The 14,988-nt window shown below is 46.7% G+C and carries 16 protein-coding genes and 1 other RNA gene; 10 read left to right on the forward strand and 7 right to left on the reverse strand.

Annotated elements, in window-relative coordinates:
• Positions 1 to 35: 35 nt before the first annotated feature.
• Both UM402_RS02160 and UM402_RS02165 read right to left on the reverse strand, forming a co-directional pair.
• Entirely contained in the window at positions 36 to 1,397 is a 1,362-nt protein-coding gene (locus UM402_RS02160; protein ID WP_058576789.1) for a DegQ family serine endoprotease, read from the reverse strand.
• An 87-nt stretch (positions 1,398 to 1,484) separates the two neighbouring features.
• Complete coding sequence (locus tag UM402_RS02165) at positions 1,485 to 1,946, reverse strand: YhcB family protein (protein WP_058576790.1); 462 nt, start codon at positions 1,944 to 1,946, stop codon at positions 1,485 to 1,487.
• 119 nt (positions 1,947 to 2,065) lie between these two features.
• Here UM402_RS02165 and zapE point away from each other — a divergent pair, with 119 nt between their 5' ends.
• The 8 genes from zapE to UM402_RS02205 all read left to right on the forward strand — a co-directional run bounded on the left by zapE (position 2,066) and on the right by UM402_RS02205 (position 8,185).
• Positions 2,066 to 3,160: a cell division protein ZapE gene (zapE, locus tag UM402_RS02170; RefSeq protein WP_058576832.1), complete on the forward strand. Its 1,095-nt coding sequence runs from the start codon at positions 2,066 to 2,068 to the stop codon at positions 3,158 to 3,160.
• A gap of 197 nt (positions 3,161 to 3,357) precedes the next feature.
• A complete protein-coding gene (gene rplM / locus UM402_RS02175) occupies positions 3,358 to 3,786 on the forward strand; it encodes a 50S ribosomal protein L13 (protein WP_053953056.1) in 429 nt (142 codons plus the stop codon).
• A gap of 17 nt (positions 3,787 to 3,803) precedes the next feature.
• Entirely contained in the window at positions 3,804 to 4,196 is a 393-nt protein-coding gene (gene rpsI / locus UM402_RS02180; protein WP_058576791.1) for a 30S ribosomal protein S9, read from the forward strand.
• A 225-nt stretch (positions 4,197 to 4,421) separates the two neighbouring features.
• Positions 4,422 to 5,012: a ubiquinol-cytochrome c reductase iron-sulfur subunit gene (petA, locus tag UM402_RS02185; protein WP_053953054.1), complete on the forward strand. Its 591-nt coding sequence runs from the start codon at positions 4,422 to 4,424 to the stop codon at positions 5,010 to 5,012.
• Positions 5,012 to 6,280 carry a cytochrome b gene (locus tag UM402_RS02190; protein WP_058576792.1) on the forward strand — a complete coding sequence of 423 codons (1,269 nt, stop codon included), beginning with the start codon at positions 5,012 to 5,014 and terminating at the stop codon, positions 6,278 to 6,280. Before petA ends, UM402_RS02190 begins: the two co-directional genes overlap by 1 nt.
• The gene (locus UM402_RS02195) at positions 6,277 to 7,011 is read left to right on the forward strand and encodes a cytochrome c1 (protein ID WP_053953052.1); all 735 of its coding nucleotides are present in this window, start codon (positions 6,277 to 6,279) and stop codon (positions 7,009 to 7,011) included. Before UM402_RS02190 ends, UM402_RS02195 begins: the two co-directional genes overlap by 4 nt.
• Positions 7,012 to 7,092: 81 nt before the next feature.
• Entirely contained in the window at positions 7,093 to 7,716 is a 624-nt protein-coding gene (gene sspA, locus UM402_RS02200; RefSeq protein WP_053953051.1) for a stringent starvation protein SspA, read from the forward strand.
• A 37-nt stretch (positions 7,717 to 7,753) separates the two neighbouring features.
• Positions 7,754 to 8,185, forward strand: a complete 432-nt coding sequence (locus UM402_RS02205) for a ClpXP protease specificity-enhancing factor (RefSeq protein WP_053953246.1) — start codon at positions 7,754 to 7,756, stop codon at positions 8,183 to 8,185.
• A 14-nt stretch (positions 8,186 to 8,199) separates the two neighbouring features.
• Here the strand turns inward: UM402_RS02205 and dolP are convergent, their stop codons facing one another.
• The 4 genes from dolP to UM402_RS02225 are packed head-to-tail and all read right to left on the reverse strand — an operon-like array spanning position 8,200 to position 11,518.
• The gene (dolP, locus tag UM402_RS02210; protein WP_235443954.1) at positions 8,200 to 8,778 is read right to left on the reverse strand and encodes a division/outer membrane stress-associated lipid-binding lipoprotein; all 579 of its coding nucleotides are present in this window, start codon (positions 8,776 to 8,778) and stop codon (positions 8,200 to 8,202) included.
• Position 8,779: 1 nt separating this feature from the next.
• Positions 8,780 to 9,322: an SIS domain-containing protein gene (locus UM402_RS02215; protein WP_235443953.1), complete on the reverse strand. Its 543-nt coding sequence runs from the start codon at positions 9,320 to 9,322 to the stop codon at positions 8,780 to 8,782.
• Between the two features lie 2 nt (positions 9,323 to 9,324).
• Complete coding sequence (locus UM402_RS02220) at positions 9,325 to 9,675, reverse strand: YraN family protein (protein WP_053953050.1); 351 nt, start codon at positions 9,673 to 9,675, stop codon at positions 9,325 to 9,327.
• On the reverse strand, positions 9,653 to 11,518 hold the full coding sequence (locus tag UM402_RS02225; RefSeq protein WP_058576793.1) for a penicillin-binding protein activator: 1,866 nt from the start codon (positions 11,516 to 11,518) through the stop codon (positions 9,653 to 9,655). Before UM402_RS02225 ends, UM402_RS02220 begins: the two co-directional genes overlap by 23 nt.
• Positions 11,519 to 11,594: 76 nt before the next feature.
• Here UM402_RS02225 and rsmI point away from each other — a divergent pair, with 76 nt between their 5' ends.
• Both rsmI and rnpB read left to right on the forward strand, forming a co-directional pair.
• Positions 11,595 to 12,446, forward strand: a complete 852-nt coding sequence (gene rsmI / locus UM402_RS02230) for a 16S rRNA (cytidine(1402)-2'-O)-methyltransferase (RefSeq protein WP_053953243.1) — start codon at positions 11,595 to 11,597, stop codon at positions 12,444 to 12,446.
• 35 nt (positions 12,447 to 12,481) lie between these two features.
• Positions 12,482 to 12,831: RNase P RNA component class A (gene rnpB / locus UM402_RS02235), an RNA gene on the forward strand.
• Between the two features lie 5 nt (positions 12,832 to 12,836).
• Here the strand turns inward: rnpB and UM402_RS02240 are convergent.
• Positions 12,837 to 14,978, reverse strand: coding sequence for a putative bifunctional diguanylate cyclase/phosphodiesterase (locus UM402_RS02240; RefSeq protein WP_058576794.1), 2,142 nt, complete (start codon positions 14,976 to 14,978; stop codon positions 12,837 to 12,839).
• Positions 14,979 to 14,988 lie beyond the last annotated feature (10 nt).

Raw genomic sequence — 14,988 nt, forward strand, 5'->3', positions numbered from 1 at the left:
CAGCATAGCACTGATGCCACTGAAATGTCACAACCTCAGTTTGTGTTACGCAGTACAATAAAGAGTGAACTGTCGCCACGCTTAACGTTGAGGGCTATGACCCCTTGCTTGTCTTCTATTGCTGCTCTTAGGTCTGCCACACTAGTGACTCGTTTGCGGTTAACACCTTGAATAATATCGCCTTCTTCAAGACCTATGCGGGCAGCGGGTGAACGCTCCTCGAGCTCGGTTATTTCAATGCCCTGCTGACCACTGGCCACCGCAAGGGTTGCTCCATCAAGGGCAGGGTGTATGGCGGCAGCAGTAACAGCGGTATCTTGCGAGCCCAAGGTTACATCAACGGTCATCTCTTTGCCGTCGCGGATAATACCAAGTTCTATGTCCTGGCCAGAACCAATGGATCCGACTAAGGCGCCTAACTCAGAGAACGAGCGAATCGCCTGACCGTTGACTTCAATAATAACGTCACCGGATTCAATACCAGCCTCTGCTGCGGCGCTACCCGGAATTACTTGAGACACAAAAGCGCCTCGGTTAACAGGAATATTCAGCGCCTGCGCAACATCGTGAGTGAGGTCGTTACCGCGTACGCCAAGCACCCCTCGACGCACTTCACCGAATTCAATAAGTTGTTGAACCAAGTTATTCATCATGTCCGAAGGAATGGCAAAGCCAATACCGATATTGCCTCCATTCGGTCCTAAAATAGCGGTGTTAATTCCTATCAGCTTGCCGTCTAATGTCACCAGAGCGCCGCCAGAGTTACCGCTGTTAATAGCAGCGTCGGTTTGAATGAAGTTTTCTAACTCTTCAATGCCTAAACCACCGCGACCTAACGCACTGACAATGCCTGAAGTGACGGTCTGGCCTAATCCAAATGGATTACCGATAGCGACAACAAAGTCTCCAACACGAAGTTCTGATGACTTGCCCAGTTCAATTTCGCTGAGACCTTCAGCGTTTTCGATTTTTAATAACGCAACGTCTGAACGCTCATCGGTACCTATCACCTTAGCATCCAATTCGCGGCCGTCTTTTAAAGTCACCAAAATCTCTGTTGCGTCATCAATAACGTGATTGTTAGTGACAACGTAGCCGTTTTCAGCATCAATAATGACGCCCGAGCCTAGTCCTTGAAAAGGGTGCTCGCGAACTTGTTCACGTGGTGCGTTGGGACCGAAGAAAAAGCGCAAGGCATCGGGCAGGCGCTGTCTTACTTCGCGTTTACCTTTTACGGAAATATTAACAACGGCAGGTGTGACTTCTTCAAGCATGGGAGCAAGTGTTGGCTGCTCGTCATTTTTACCGAAAAATGGAATACCTGCACTTACGGGAGAGCTCAAGGTTGCCGATGTAACAATAACAAGAGCGCTGAATAAGGCTAAGACTCGTTTCATGATTAGAGTAACTCCTTAAATAATCACCAACAAACGGTTCGTGTTTATGACCGCTTGTCAGTGATATGAGTTCACTCTAAAAATGTTTCAAGATATGTTGGACGTATCTTTTTTGTCGGACTCACGGCGATCATCAGAGAAAAGACCGCTTGAACCTTCCGTATAGTCACGCGGAATTTGTTCAGCCTCACGGCCATCTCGACCTGAGCGGTGATCTTGATTTAATGAGTTAGCAACCCGTAATTGCTTAATGGTATCTTCCGAGAAGAAGGGAAGGTCACCTTGAGAACCTGGCTGTTGGAGAAGTTCCGCGCTCTGATTCAGGTAGCTTTGCAACTTCTGCTGAGTGTCAGACAGTTGCTCCATCATTGCGTTAGCGGTAGCAAAATGTTCCGCAACTTCACGCTGGTACTCGCTCAACTGCTGCTGACTTTTCTCTACTTGCTCTTCAAGGTTGCCGGACTGGCCGTTTGTTTGAGTATAACGTGCAACAAAAAAGCCGATAATGGCTCCTGCTATCACTAATAAAACCCCAATAATCCAGCTCATAATTGACTCCTCAGCAAATGGCGACAGCTTTTCTTGATTGCTGCAAAACGCCTTCATGATAACATATTATTTATTAGGATAATCGCAACTGAGGTGAAGTGGTAGTGCCGCAACAGCAAATGTCGCCAATTGATCGTTATCGTTATGACATGGAGCACAATGGTTTTTCAGAGGATGCGGCACAGCTTAACGCTGTCGAGCATTTACAAAGACTTTACGAAGAACTCATTGCCTGGAATAACTATCAGCAGCTTCCAGCACTTAAACGCTGGTTATCAAAGGCTCCTGTTAAACCTAAGGGACTGTATTTCTGGGGCGGTGTCGGGCGTGGCAAAACCTATTTGGTGGACACTTTTTTTGAAAGCCTGCCATTTGATGAAAAATGGCGTATTCACTTTCATCGCTTTATGCATCGTGTCCACAATGAATTAAAGCAGTTAGACCAGAAAAGCGATCCGCTAAAAATTATTGCCGATAAAATTGCAGACGAAACTCAAATTGTTTGTTTTGATGAGTTTTTTGTGCAGGACATAACTGATGCAATGTTGCTTGGGCGATTATTTGAATATTTATTTGAGCGAGGTGTCATTTTAGTCGCAACATCAAATATCGTCCCAGATGATCTCTATAAAAACGGCCTACAAAGAGCCCGCTTTATTCCGGCAATAAAACTGATAAAGGCCAACTGTGAGGTAGTGAATGTCGATAGCGGAATCGACTATCGCCTGCGTACACTGACACAGGCCGAGATTTTCCACTCGCCGTTAGACCCTCAAGCGGATGAAAACTTGTGGCAGTACTTTAAAGATTTAGCACCAGAGTGTCGTGACCAGTATGAATCTGACAGCATTGACATTGAAGGTCGGAAAATTGCCGTGAGGGCCGAATGTGATGACGTTGTTTTCTTTGACTTCAGAGATATCTGTAAAACGGCCCGCAGCCAAAATGACTATATGGAAATAGCGCAGCTTTATCATGCGGTTTTAGTCAGCAATGTCGAGCAAATGGGGGCAGGTAAAGACGATATTGCTCGACGCTTTATCGCGTTAATGGATGAATTTTATGAACGCAAAGTGAAGCTTATTTTGTCTGCGGAAGTACCCATCGAGTCCCTTTATACCGAAGGGCAGCTGAGTTTTGAGTTCCGCCGCTGCGTGAGTCGCTTGCAGGAAATGCAAAGCCGTGAATATTTAGCGATGGAACACAAAGCATAAATTTCAAAAAATGCGTGATCTTTGACCGCATTTTTCCTATAATCCGCGCAGCCCACGTTACAGTCCATTACGTTAACTTCGGTTGAGTAATGGTTGCAGCAAGTAAACTAATGATTTTATTCATTATTTTATTGTTGTGATTCGCGGGGAAGCCCGGAATTACTGTCCGTGAACTTTTAAAATGTAGGTTTTATACAATGAAAACATTTGTAGCCAAGCCAGAAACGGTAAAACGCGACTGGTACGTAGTAGACGCTGAAGGCAAAACTTTAGGTCGTTTAGCTACTGAAATCGCTCGTCGCCTGCGCGGCAAGCACAAGCCTGAGTACACTCCTCACGTAGACACTGGCGATTACATCGTTGTTGTTAACGCTGAGAAAGTTGCTGTAACTGGTAACAAAGCTCAGGACAAGATGTACTACTCGCACACTGGATTTCCGGGTGGTATCAAATCAATCAGCTTTGAAAAACTGATTGCTAAGAAACCAGAAATGGTCATTCAGAAAGCGGTTAAAGGTATGTTACCCCGTGGTCCATTGGGTCGTGCCATGTTCCGTAAACTGAAAGTGTACGCAGGTGCTGAGCATAATCATAATGCTCAACAGCCGAAACAACTGGATATATAATACGGAGCAAGAACACTATGGCAGATAATCAATACTACGGTACTGGTCGTCGCAAAAATTCCACGGCTCGCGTATTCTTGCGTCCGGGTAGCGGCAACATCAAAATTAATCAACGTGAACTGAACGAATACTTCGGTCGTGAAACGGCACAAATGGTTGTTCGTCAACCATTGGAAGCTGTAGAGATGACTGAGAAGTTTGACCTTTACATCACTGTAAGCGGTGGTGGTACTACCGGTCAGGCTGGTGCTATTCGTCACGGTATCACGCGTGCATTAATGCAATACGACGAAGCGCTGCGTCCTACGCTGCGTAAAGAAGGTTACGTTACTCGTGACGCACGTCAGGTTGAACGTAAGAAAATCGGCTTGCATAAAGCACGTAAACGCCCACAATTCTCGAAGCGTTAATTCGCTTTTTGTGTGGTGTCAAAAACCCAGCTTCGGCTGGGTTTTTTTATGCCTATTCCAATAGAGTTATACCTCAGTTCTCGACGCATTACTCTTGTAAAAAGTGTGTCTTTTCTTTATTATCTCAAAGCATTTTCTGTGATCCGCTAAAGCGGACAAAAGCAGCAGCTAATTCCGACTTCGCGGCAATGAACCGTGAAGCGTCCAAAACTGGAGAATAGATGGATGAGCAATGCGCCTGTAGATAAAGGTCGCCGTCGTTTTTTGACTGTCGCAACCTCAGTGGTTGGCGGCGCTGGTGCGGTGGGTGTCGCCGTTCCTTTCATAGCGTCGTGGAACCCGAGTGCGAAAGCGAAAAACGCGGGCGCACCTGTAGAAGTGAATATTCGTAAAGCTGAGCCGGGTCAGCTAATTCGTGTGAAGTGGCGTGGTAAACCTGTATGGGTTGTTCGCCGCACACCTGAAATGCTCGATGGGCTGTCAAAAATTGAAGACAACCTTCGCGACCCAAATTCAGAAGAGCCACAACAGCCTCCTTACGCACAGAATAAATACCGTTCAATAAAAGAAGAGTTCTTTGTTGCGGTCGGTATTTGTACTCACCTTGGCTGTTCTCCATCTTATCTGCCGAGCGGAATGGGCGAACACGTAGAAGGCGTGGAATCCGGCTTTTTCTGCCCATGCCACGGCTCTAAGTTTGATATCGCTGGACGTGTATTCGAGAGCGTTCCTGCACCATTAAACTTGGTTGTACCGCCGCATTACTTTGTCGACGAGAACACCATCTTGGTGGGTGAAGATAAGGGGCAAGCATAATGTTTAAGCGATTCGTAGAGTGGATGGATGCTCGCATCCCGATGACAAAAACTTGGAACATCCACCTGGCGCAGTACCCAGCTCCAAAAAACTTCAATATGTGGTACGTATTTGGTTTTTTGGCGACGATAGTTCTTATTAACCAAATACTGACCGGTGTTTGGCTGACCATGAATTACGTGCCAAGTGCTGAAGGTGCTTTTGCGTCAGTTGAATACATTATGCGTGACGTCGAATACGGTTGGTTATTGCGTTACATGCATTCAACCGGTGCTTCCGCATTCTTTGTCGTGGTCTATCTGCACATGTTCCGCGGCATGATGTACGGTTCTTACCAGAAGCCACGTGAGCTTATCTGGCTGTTCGGTATGTTTATCTTCTTGGTGCTAATGGCGGAAGCCTTCATGGGCTACTTGCTGCCTTGGGGACAAATGTCCTACTGGGGCGCACAGGTAATCATTTCATTGTTTGGTGCTATTCCGGTTATTGGTGATGACCTGACATTATGGATTCGTGGTGACTACGTTATTTCCGGCGCAACCCTGAACCGATTCTTTGCACTGCACGTTATAGCCTTGCCTTTAGTGTTGGTTATTTTGGTGTTTTTACACATTGTTGCGCTGCACGAGGTTGGTTCGAACAACCCCGACGGTGTTGATACCAAAAAGCCAAAAGGCACAGTGCCAGATGAAGAAAAGCCGAAGTTCAAATTTCACGAGCGCTTTACAAGCAAAAAAGACATTGTCGACTCAATACCGTTCTTCCCTTACTACATCATTAAGGATATGTTCGGTTTCGGTGTGTTTCTGTTTGTTTTCTGCTACGTCATTTTCTTTAATCCGGAAATGGGCGGATTTTTCCTGGAACCACCAAACTTTGAGCCAGCGAACCCTCTGAAGACACCAGAGCATATTGCGCCTGTTTGGTATTTCACTCCGTTCTACGCAATTTTGCGTGCGGTACCCGACAAGTTATTCGGCGTTATTTTAATGTTCGCAGCGATTGTTTTCCTGGCGCTGTTGCCATGGATAGATCGTGGTAAAGTTCGCTCAATTCGCTTCCGTAGCGTATTGCACAAACTGAACTTAACCGTATTTGCGATTAGCTTCATTGTGCTTGGCTATTTAGGTACTCAGCCAGCGACGCCTGTAGCGACTATTTTTGCGCAAATATTTACGTTCCTATACTTCGCTTTCTTCGGGTTACTGTGGTTTTACAGTAAACGTGAGAAGACGAAACCGGTTCCAGAAAGGGTGACGTCGAAATGAAAAAATTGTTAATCGCTCTTATGACTTTGGTCCCGTCGCTGGTTTTCGCGGCGGGTCCAACCGTACCTTTGGACGAAGCTGAGGTTGACCTGCACGATAAAGCATCACTGCAACGTGGCGCACAGTTATACATGAACTACTGCTTGGGTTGTCACCAATTGCAGTATCATCGTTATAACCGAACCTTTGAAGATCTTGGCATTCCACAGGAGCTGGGTGAAGAAAACCTGCAGTTTACTGGTCAAAAAGCGGGTGATCGTATTACCAATAATATGAGCACCGAAGCAGCATCTAACTGGTTCGGCACTGCAGCACCGGATTTAACCAACGTGGCTCGTGTACGTGGAGCGGATTGGATATATACGTATCTGCGTTCGTTCTATACAGACGACAGCCGTCCGTTTGGTGTGAATAATGCCGTGTTCCCGAATGTGGGCATGCCGCACGTATTGCAAGAGCTTCAAGGTGTACCGGAGAAAACATACGAAGAACGTATGATCGACGGGAAGATGAAGGACGTTTATGTAGGAATTAAAACCGATGGTAGCGGTCGCTTATCAGAGAGCGAATATGATCAGGCGGCGCTTGATTTGACCTCGTTCCTGGTTTACATGGGCGAGCCAATGCTATTAGAGCAACGTCGTATTGGATGGTTTGTATTCGGATTCCTACTTATATTTACGCTTTTAGCCTGGTTCTTGAAAAAAGAGTTTTGGAAAGATCTTAAGTAATTAGGTCTGTTTGTCCGCAAAAGCGGAGTTTAAAAGGGTGGCTTGCCACCCTTTTGCCGTTGATATTATCTGGAGAAAGGAATGGCTGTAACAGCAAATAAACGCTCAGTAATGACGTTATATTCAGGAAAAGATGATTTAAAAAGTCATCAGGTGCGTTTGGTTTTAGCTGAAAAAGGTGTCGGTGTTGAAATCACATTCGTGACGGAAGACTACACCCCGGAAGATCTATTGCAGCTTAACCCTTATCCTGAAGCGGCACCAACGCTTGTTGACCGTGACTTAGTGCTATATAACGCACAAATCATCATGGAGTATTTGGATGAGCGTTTCCCACATCCGCCGCTTATGCCTGTTTATCCTGTCGCACGAGGCACTAGCCGCTTAATGATGTACCGTATCGAGAGAGATTGGTACTCGTTGGCAGATAAAATTGCCAAAGGCGACGCACAAGCGAAACAGGAATTGAAAGAAGGCATTCTCTCTTTGGCGCCTGTTTTTGCCGACGCGCCTTATTTCATGAGTGAAGAGTTTAGCTTGGTTGATTGCTACCTGGCACCGCTACTTTGGCGTTTACCAGCTTATGGTATTGAGTTAGACGGTCAGGGCGCAAAAGAGATTAAGCAATATATGGTTCGTTTATTCGAACGGAAGACTTTCCAGGACTCGTTAACCGAAGCTGAAAGAGAACTTGCACGCGGCTAATTAATGCCTAATCGCTTCAAAGGTGGAGGAAGTAATGATGACACCTAAACGTCCCTATTTACTGCGAGCACTCTATGAGTGGATCGTTGACAACGAGCTCACTCCTCATTTGGTGGTTGATGCAACCATAGTAGGTACCGTCGTCCCTCAGAACTTTGTCAGCGATGGCCAGATTGTTCTCAACATATCACCATCGGCTGTACAAGGGCTGCAGTTAGCCGACGCTGAAGTCAGGTTTAATGCTCGCTTTGGTGGCAAACCAATGCAGGTTGTTGTTCCTATGACAGCTGCATTGGCTATTTATGCTCGTGAAAATGGTGCTGGAGCCATGTTCGAAGCGGAACCAGAGCTTGATAAGATGCCTGACCTTGATGATGAAGCCGAAGAGTCAAACAGTGCTTCAAAAGAGGGCGGTGAGAGCACTTCAGATAAGCCGAAAAAACGCGGCCATCTTAAAGTCGTCAAATAGTGTAAGCTAAGGCATTAACCTTTAATCGTTAATGCCTTGATGACTCTCTCGACACCGTCAACATTTCTGGCAATGTCGATAGCCGCATTTGCTTGTTGTTGAGTGACATTTCCTAACAAGAAAACTTCACCATTTTCTGTAACTACTTTAATGCTAGTAGCTGGCACAGCATCATTGCTGGCGAATTTAAGTTTTATCTTGCTGGTTATCCAGCTGTCCCCAGCTAAAACCCCTGGGCTAGCCTTAGAGCCAATACGGATCTGATTAAATATATTATTAATGCCATTGGTATCGCGAATAGTGTCTTCTGCGAGGCGCTTTAGCGCTTCTGTTGGAGCTTGTCCTATAAGAAGCACATTGTTGTTGTAGCTAACTGCAATGACGCGAGCTTCGTTAAGCTTTTTCTGATTGCCTAATTTGGCGTTAGCTTTCATTTCAATGGTTTGATCATCGATTTGCGTGCCGATAGTGCGAGGGTCGCTGGCGGAGCTAACGCCCACGGCAGCAGCTCCCACTGCTACGGCCGCACAGCCCTGAAGAAACGCTAAACAAAGCGCTGTTACAATGAGAATATGACGACTTTGGTTCATCATTTTAATGCTCCTCAGGAAAAATAGTCGATTCAATTTGCTCGCACAGGCTGTGCAGTATAAATAATTGTGTTTCCAGCACTCGGGCTGCATTTAAACTGGGCACTCGCAATTCAACGTCATTTGGCCCCAGCAAGCCCGACACTAGCTCATTTCCTTCACTGGTCAGTGCGATAATAATCATTTCCCGGCTAATTGCGCTTTCCATTACACCCGTCAGTTGATCGGAGTCTCTATCCGCAATAACGAGCAAGATATCGCCGGACTGGCCGAGTGCCGCAAGCTGTTTTTTGGGGCTCGATGTCAGACTTATTACCGGAAAAGGCGGACGCTCTAATTTCATGCCTTCCGTCATTAGGTGGACAAAATGACCAGCCAGTGAGCTACTTGTGTCCGTTCCGGAAATAAAAACACGCTGACCGTTCAGAAGATGTCCAACGAGTAGCTCAACGGTTGCCAGCATGTCCTCAGAGAGGCTTTCGACAGCCGATATTTGGGTTTGAATGCTCTGTGTAAAAAGCGCTTTAATAGACTCGTCAGTCATCATTATTAAAAGGCGTCCTTAATCCATTCTATGTTAAGCGAACCTCCGCTAATGCCAATAACATCAAATCTTATTGCTGCGGTATGTTCATCTATATTATGAGTCATTAAATAATGGCGCGCAGTATAGCGAATTCTACGACATTGTTGGGGCGTTATTTGTTCCAGTATTGACGCAAACTTTTCATTTGCACGATACTTTACTTCTACAAATATCCAAACGTCTTTATCTCTGGCTATTAGGTCGACCTCTCCACCGTCAATACGATAATTCCGCTCGACAATGCTAATCTGATGCTTGGCCAGAAACTCGGACGCTATGGACTCCGCTTTATTACCGGTTGTTTTTTCCTGCATTGGGCTGCTCCTCTAGCACGGTGATACTCCCGTTTTTAAATGCAGCCCATTGTAACTGTCTATTCACGACTTGGTTTTCTACACTCAGAACGCCACTTAAACCTTTCCACTGTGTTCCTGGCATACGTTGCATTATGGGTAAACGTTGTAACAAGTCGACGCTATCGTAACCCATAGCGGCTAAACGAGCTTGTGAGAGCTCCCACCCTGAACGAGCGTCAAGCCATTGGTTTAGCAAAACATTTTGGCCGCCGTTCTGGACTAACCAAGGTGTTTCAGAAAATATAAGACCGTTGAGATCGTTGTCGCCAAGTTGATTCGTAAGCTCGTGTGCAGACGAGGTTCCATAAACAGGAATACGTTCAGCAAAAGGTGAAATGCTGACATCAATAAAGGGTTTTAACAGACGAACTTGTTGGAGGTTTCCGGGCAAATAAATACCACTTATATCACGCCGGCTACGCTCTTGCTCATCAACGATGATTTTGCCTGCAGCAATTTTTACTGCCCGAATTCGCTCTTTACTGCCCACGAGTCCCAACGATGCTTCCACCGCCGACTTCATGTCGTCCCTTTGGCTGAATAAGCTCACCGAAGGCTCGTTAATACCTGACCAGCTTTCTTTATAGCGCTCAACCATGCGTTGCGAACCAGGGGTATTCGCTGCCAAAACCAGCGGACGCTTCGTTCGGCTCGATGCAGAGCTCATAAACTCAGACGCTTGCTCTGCTTCTGTTTCAGGGTTTAGCGCAAAGAAAATGGAGTGGCTATTTGCCGTCGCCTCTGAGGTATCTGCATCAATTTGGTTAAGAAAGACCTGAGGAGTATTTAAACTTGTCTGTCGAACCCATTCGGTAACAGAGCCTTTTAACAGAGGACCAATAACTCCCGCTGGCTTTAACTCTTCTAGCTTGGACTGCTGTTCTTCGAAGCTTAGCTGGTGAGTATCGATAAAAACCAGCTCATAGCTCTTGGTTTCACTAACTTTGGCAATAATGCCGTCACGCACCGCTAGACCCTGCGCTTCGTATTGACCGGATAATGGCAGTAAAACAGCAATGATTGTATTTGTACTTTTGTCGACTTCATTGCTTTGGCTATCGGAGCTAACCCAGGAGTTGACGAGTTCACGCGCAGGGTGATTCGGAAAACTGTTTTGCCAATTGTCTAACAACGCTGAAAAAGCGCTTGGTGACGTCATTGCCTGATGATGGTTATCGATTAGGCGCCACCAACCGGCTAAAACGAGATCTCTAGGGCGTTCCGCTGGCAACTGCGATTGTGTCACCTGACTGGCTGTTTGCCATAATGCATTAGGCGATGGTTCGTCGGAGTAGCGTTGAGCTTCTACTTGCCACGCCAGTGCCTGCCAATACTGATGCCGTTCTCCAGCAGCAAAGGCAAGTAATTCCAGAGTTAGGCGTTTATATTCTTTTTGAGTGAACTGCTCAGGTAGCCCTTCTAGCGTTTTGTAAACTTGAGGCCACTGTTGATTGTGTGCATACCAACGGCCTTTGGCCAGTCGGAAATAACGGTTAGCGTCATTAGTCAGCTGGTTTTTGTCCAGGCGCGCAAGTATCGCTGCCGATTTCTGCCATTCTTTCTCGTCCTGAAGAGTCAGCGCCGCCTGCACTAATGCTGAGTTCTTGGCGATATCATTGGGGGCCTGCCATGCTTCTTCCAGCCAGTCAGCAGAGCTTTTTGCGTCTTCTAAATCGAGCGTCTGCTGCTGAACATCCGGTCGCTCTTGTGGCGTTTGGGTGCGTTTTGGCGCTGACGTACATTGTGTCAGAGCAAAGCAGGCAATAATGGCGATAAAAACAAAACGATACGCTTTAAACACAGTAAGATTCCGCATTGACGACTATTCGGTGATACTATAAACCGCATTGAACATGGACACAAACGAAGGCGCTTTTATGTCGGAACCAGGCACCCTTTATATAGTACCTACGCCAATTGGAAACCTCTCGGATATTACCGAACGAGCACTCACGGTGTTTAAGGAAGTGGACGCAATTGCAGCGGAAGACACACGTCATACTCGTAAATTACTGGAACATTATGGCGTACAGGTTCCTGTCTTTGCATTTCACGATCACAATGAAAAAGCAAAAGCTGAACAACTGATTGAGCGGGTGATAAATGGTGAGTCGATAGCTTTGGTTTCTGATGCGGGCACGCCGTTAATTAGTGATCCGGGCTATGCGCTTGTAAGTTTGTGTCGGAAACAGAATGTGAAAGTCACTTCGTTGCCAGGAGCTTGTGCGCTGACAGTGGCGCTTTCAGGGGCCGGTTTGCCGACCGACAGTTTTCAATTCGAGGGCTTTTTACCGTCTAAGCCGGCACAACGTCGAGCAAAGCTGGAGAGCTTGGTGAACACACCGCGTACTTTAGTGTTTTATGAAAGCCCACACCGAATACTGCACACTCTGGAAGCGATGGCGGATATTTTCGAGGACGAGCGGCAAGTGGTGTTAGCGCGCGAGCTTACCAAACAATTCGAGACTTATTTAACAGGCTCGGCTGGGGAGCTCATAACACGCTTAAACGAGGATCCAAACCAGCAGCGCGGAGAAATGGTTCTGTTGGTTGAGCCGTTTCAGGCACCTAAGGACACCTCTGGTCCAGGTGAAGATGCGAAACGCACGTTGCAAATACTGCTTGAAGAACTGCCTTTGAAAAAAGCCGCGGCGTTAAGTGCGAAGCTTCATGGTGAGCGAAAAAATGAATTGTACCAGTGGGCGTTAAGTCAGAAAAACAACGATTGAGTTAGTGCGCCACACAGCGTAGAATCCGTCGCCGGAGAGTTGGCCAGACAATCGCTGCCTGTTTACAGGGGGAGGAAAGTCCGGACTCCATAGGGCAGGGTGCCAGATAACGTCTGGGCGGCGTAAGCCGACGACTAGTGCAACAGAGAGCAAACCGCCGATGGCTGCTTGCAGCACAGGTAAGGGTGAAAGGGTGCGGTAAGAGCGCACCGCGCGGCTGGTAACAGTTCGCGGCACGGTAAACTCCACCCGGAGCAAGGTCAAATAGGGGTTCATTGGCGCGGCCCGCGTTGAACCCGGGTAGACTGCTTGAGGATCAGGGCAACCTGATCACTAGATGAATGATTGTCCACGACAGAACCCGGCTTATCGGCCGACTCTCCCCTTATTTTAAAATTGCCACTGTTTTAAGAAACGTGTGAGCTCTTCAATACCCAGGCCGGGACTAATGTAGTAGCCCTGTGCAAAGTCGCATTTCTGGTGTTGGAGAAACTCCCATTGCTCTTTGTTTTCAACGCCTTCGGCAATCACATCAATATCTAATGCGCGGGCCACTCGCAGCAATGCCTCAGTCAAGGCAACTTGTATTCTATCGCCAGGTGCGTGGTTCAGAAAGCTCCGATCAATTTTCAGGTAATCAACCGGGTAACGCTGAAGGTAATTGATACTGGAGTAGCCAGTCCCAAAGTCATCAATCGCAATTTTAACGCCGTTTGAACGCAAGTAATGCAGAATGTGAATCTGTCGCTGTTTATTGCTCATTAGCAGTGACTCAGTAATTTCAAAGGTCACTTTGTCCGCCGGTAACTGGTGCTGACTAATACATTCAAGCCATTGTTTGGCGGCATTTAAATCATTAAGCTCCCGTTCGGAGCGGTTAATGGACAAGCCTATATGAATGTCGTTGCTCTGCAGTAAATTCCAATCAGCGCAGGCTTGCTCTAAAACAAACTGACCAAGTTCGTGTATTAAACCGGTACTTTCGGCAACCGGGATAAATTCCGCAGGGGATATGACATTACCGTTGTCGTCTGTCCATCGCAGCAGAGCTTCACACTTTTCAACTTTGCCGTTACCAAAATTAACGATAGGCTGATACACCAAACGAAACTCACGGTTTTTTAACCCTGCTCGCATACGGTTATGTATTGAGCTCTGGTGCTCCGAACGCCTGCGAAGCTCTTCATTGAAGAAGTAGTGCGTGCGTCGCCCAGCTTCTTTCGCTGCATACATCGCCAAATCGGCATTTTTAAGTAACTGCTCGGTAGTCAGGCCATCGTCTGGGTAAAGTGCAACGCCGATACTGCATGAGGTTTGCACTTGGCTATGACTTAACGCAAAGGGTTTATTCAACGCGTTATTTAGTTTCAGAGCTAATTGGTCAATAACGTCTTTTGATTTCAGCCGGTTAATGACAACAACAAACTCGTCGCCGCCCAAACGAGCGATAAAGTCTTCCGGCCTAAGCTCTTTTCTTAAACGTGAGCCCGCCACCTTTAATAACTCATCACCAGAGTCATGCCCGAGGCTGTCATTCACCTCTTTGAAGTGATCTAAGTCGATAAATAGAATTGCGAAATGATTGTATTTAGCCGCTTTGCCAGTTAAACGGTTGAGGTGTCTAATAAAGGAGCGTCGATTGTGCAACTGTGTGAGTGAGTCAAAGCTGGCTTGTTCATCAATAATGGTAAGGGCTTTGCGCAGTCGCATTTGCGTATAAAAAAGGTAATACATAAAGGCATTCATTAAGGCTGCCAATATGAGACCAAAAACGACAATGCTCCAGTAGACGAAACCTTTGGGAACCCAATTTCCATCAACCGGCGCTGTTGCCAGTAGCCACTGCCCAGCGGAAAGTGAGACGTCGCTAGAGACATGATCTTTCTTCCAAACAGACGGATCGCCGAATTGAAATTCCCGGTCGCCGACCGTATTGAGTTTAGCTAATGCTGTTGCGTAAACTCCTTGTTCAGAGCTTAAGCCACTGTTAGACATAAGCTCATCAATTTGAATAACAACTGCAATGACACCCCATAAGTCGTTTTCTAAAACAACGGGCGCTCGCGCAATTAAAGCTAAACCGCCTTGTACTAACTCGACGGGGCCATCTATAACAACGTCGCCGTTTGTAATGGCCTTTTGTACGCCCTCAAGCTGGGCTTGCGACTCTCTGTAATTAAAACCAAGAGCTTGTTCGTTCCCCTTCAATGGGTGCACAAATTGAATAACCAGGTCAGGTGCTAAGGCAACATGGCGGATGGGGACATCTTGGGTGATTAACTCGGTCATCAACGCGTTAAACCGAGCATTAGAAATATTGGGAGACAGTTTAATTTCAGCTCGCAAAGCGCGCACAGTGACTAAGGAGGAATTCAGTTGTCCCTCTAACGCAGCACGCAATTTGCCAAGGCGCTCGGTTGCTGTGCGCTTTCGGGCTTCTACGGTTTGAGCGTGTTGGTTTTCGGCAAACCAAATAACACCGGTACAGGCAACAGCAAAGCTAAAAATAATGAAAAGCCAAAAACGCTTCATGCGCGAATTT

The organism is Idiomarina sp. OXR-189, from assembly GCF_034373425.1.
In the GTDB taxonomy this organism is placed as follows: domain Bacteria; phylum Pseudomonadota; class Gammaproteobacteria; order Enterobacterales; family Alteromonadaceae; genus Idiomarina; species Idiomarina zobellii.

Excerpts from the sequence above, each read along its gene's own strand:
- UM402_RS02190 (WP_058576792.1), top strand. The coding sequence starts at position 5,012 with ATGTTTAAGCGATTCGTAGAGTGGATGGATGCTCGCATCCCGATGACA.
- UM402_RS02205 (WP_053953246.1), top strand. The coding sequence starts at position 7,754 with ATGACACCTAAACGTCCCTATTTACTGCGAGCACTCTATGAGTGGATC.
- UM402_RS02215 (WP_235443953.1), bottom strand. The coding sequence starts at position 9,322 with ATGATGACTGACGAGTCTATTAAAGCGCTTTTTACACAGAGCATTCAA.
- UM402_RS02160 (WP_058576789.1), bottom strand. The coding sequence starts at position 1,397 with ATGAAACGAGTCTTAGCCTTATTCAGCGCTCTTGTTATTGTTACATCG.
- rsmI (WP_053953243.1), top strand. The coding sequence starts at position 11,595 with ATGTCGGAACCAGGCACCCTTTATATAGTACCTACGCCAATTGGAAAC.
- UM402_RS02220 (WP_053953050.1), bottom strand. The coding sequence starts at position 9,675 with ATGCAGGAAAAAACAACCGGTAATAAAGCGGAGTCCATAGCGTCCGAG.
- UM402_RS02165 (WP_058576790.1), bottom strand. The coding sequence starts at position 1,946 with ATGAGCTGGATTATTGGGGTTTTATTAGTGATAGCAGGAGCCATTATC.
- dolP (WP_235443954.1), bottom strand. The coding sequence starts at position 8,778 with ATGATGAACCAAAGTCGTCATATTCTCATTGTAACAGCGCTTTGTTTA.
- rplM (WP_053953056.1), top strand. The coding sequence starts at position 3,358 with ATGAAAACATTTGTAGCCAAGCCAGAAACGGTAAAACGCGACTGGTAC.
- rpsI (WP_058576791.1), top strand. The coding sequence starts at position 3,804 with ATGGCAGATAATCAATACTACGGTACTGGTCGTCGCAAAAATTCCACG.
- petA (WP_053953054.1), top strand. The coding sequence starts at position 4,422 with ATGAGCAATGCGCCTGTAGATAAAGGTCGCCGTCGTTTTTTGACTGTC.
- sspA (WP_053953051.1), top strand. The coding sequence starts at position 7,093 with ATGGCTGTAACAGCAAATAAACGCTCAGTAATGACGTTATATTCAGGA.
- UM402_RS02195 (WP_053953052.1), top strand. The coding sequence starts at position 6,277 with ATGAAAAAATTGTTAATCGCTCTTATGACTTTGGTCCCGTCGCTGGTT.
- zapE (WP_058576832.1), top strand. The coding sequence starts at position 2,066 with ATGTCGCCAATTGATCGTTATCGTTATGACATGGAGCACAATGGTTTT.
- UM402_RS02240 (WP_058576794.1), bottom strand. The coding sequence starts at position 14,978 with ATGAAGCGTTTTTGGCTTTTCATTATTTTTAGCTTTGCTGTTGCCTGT.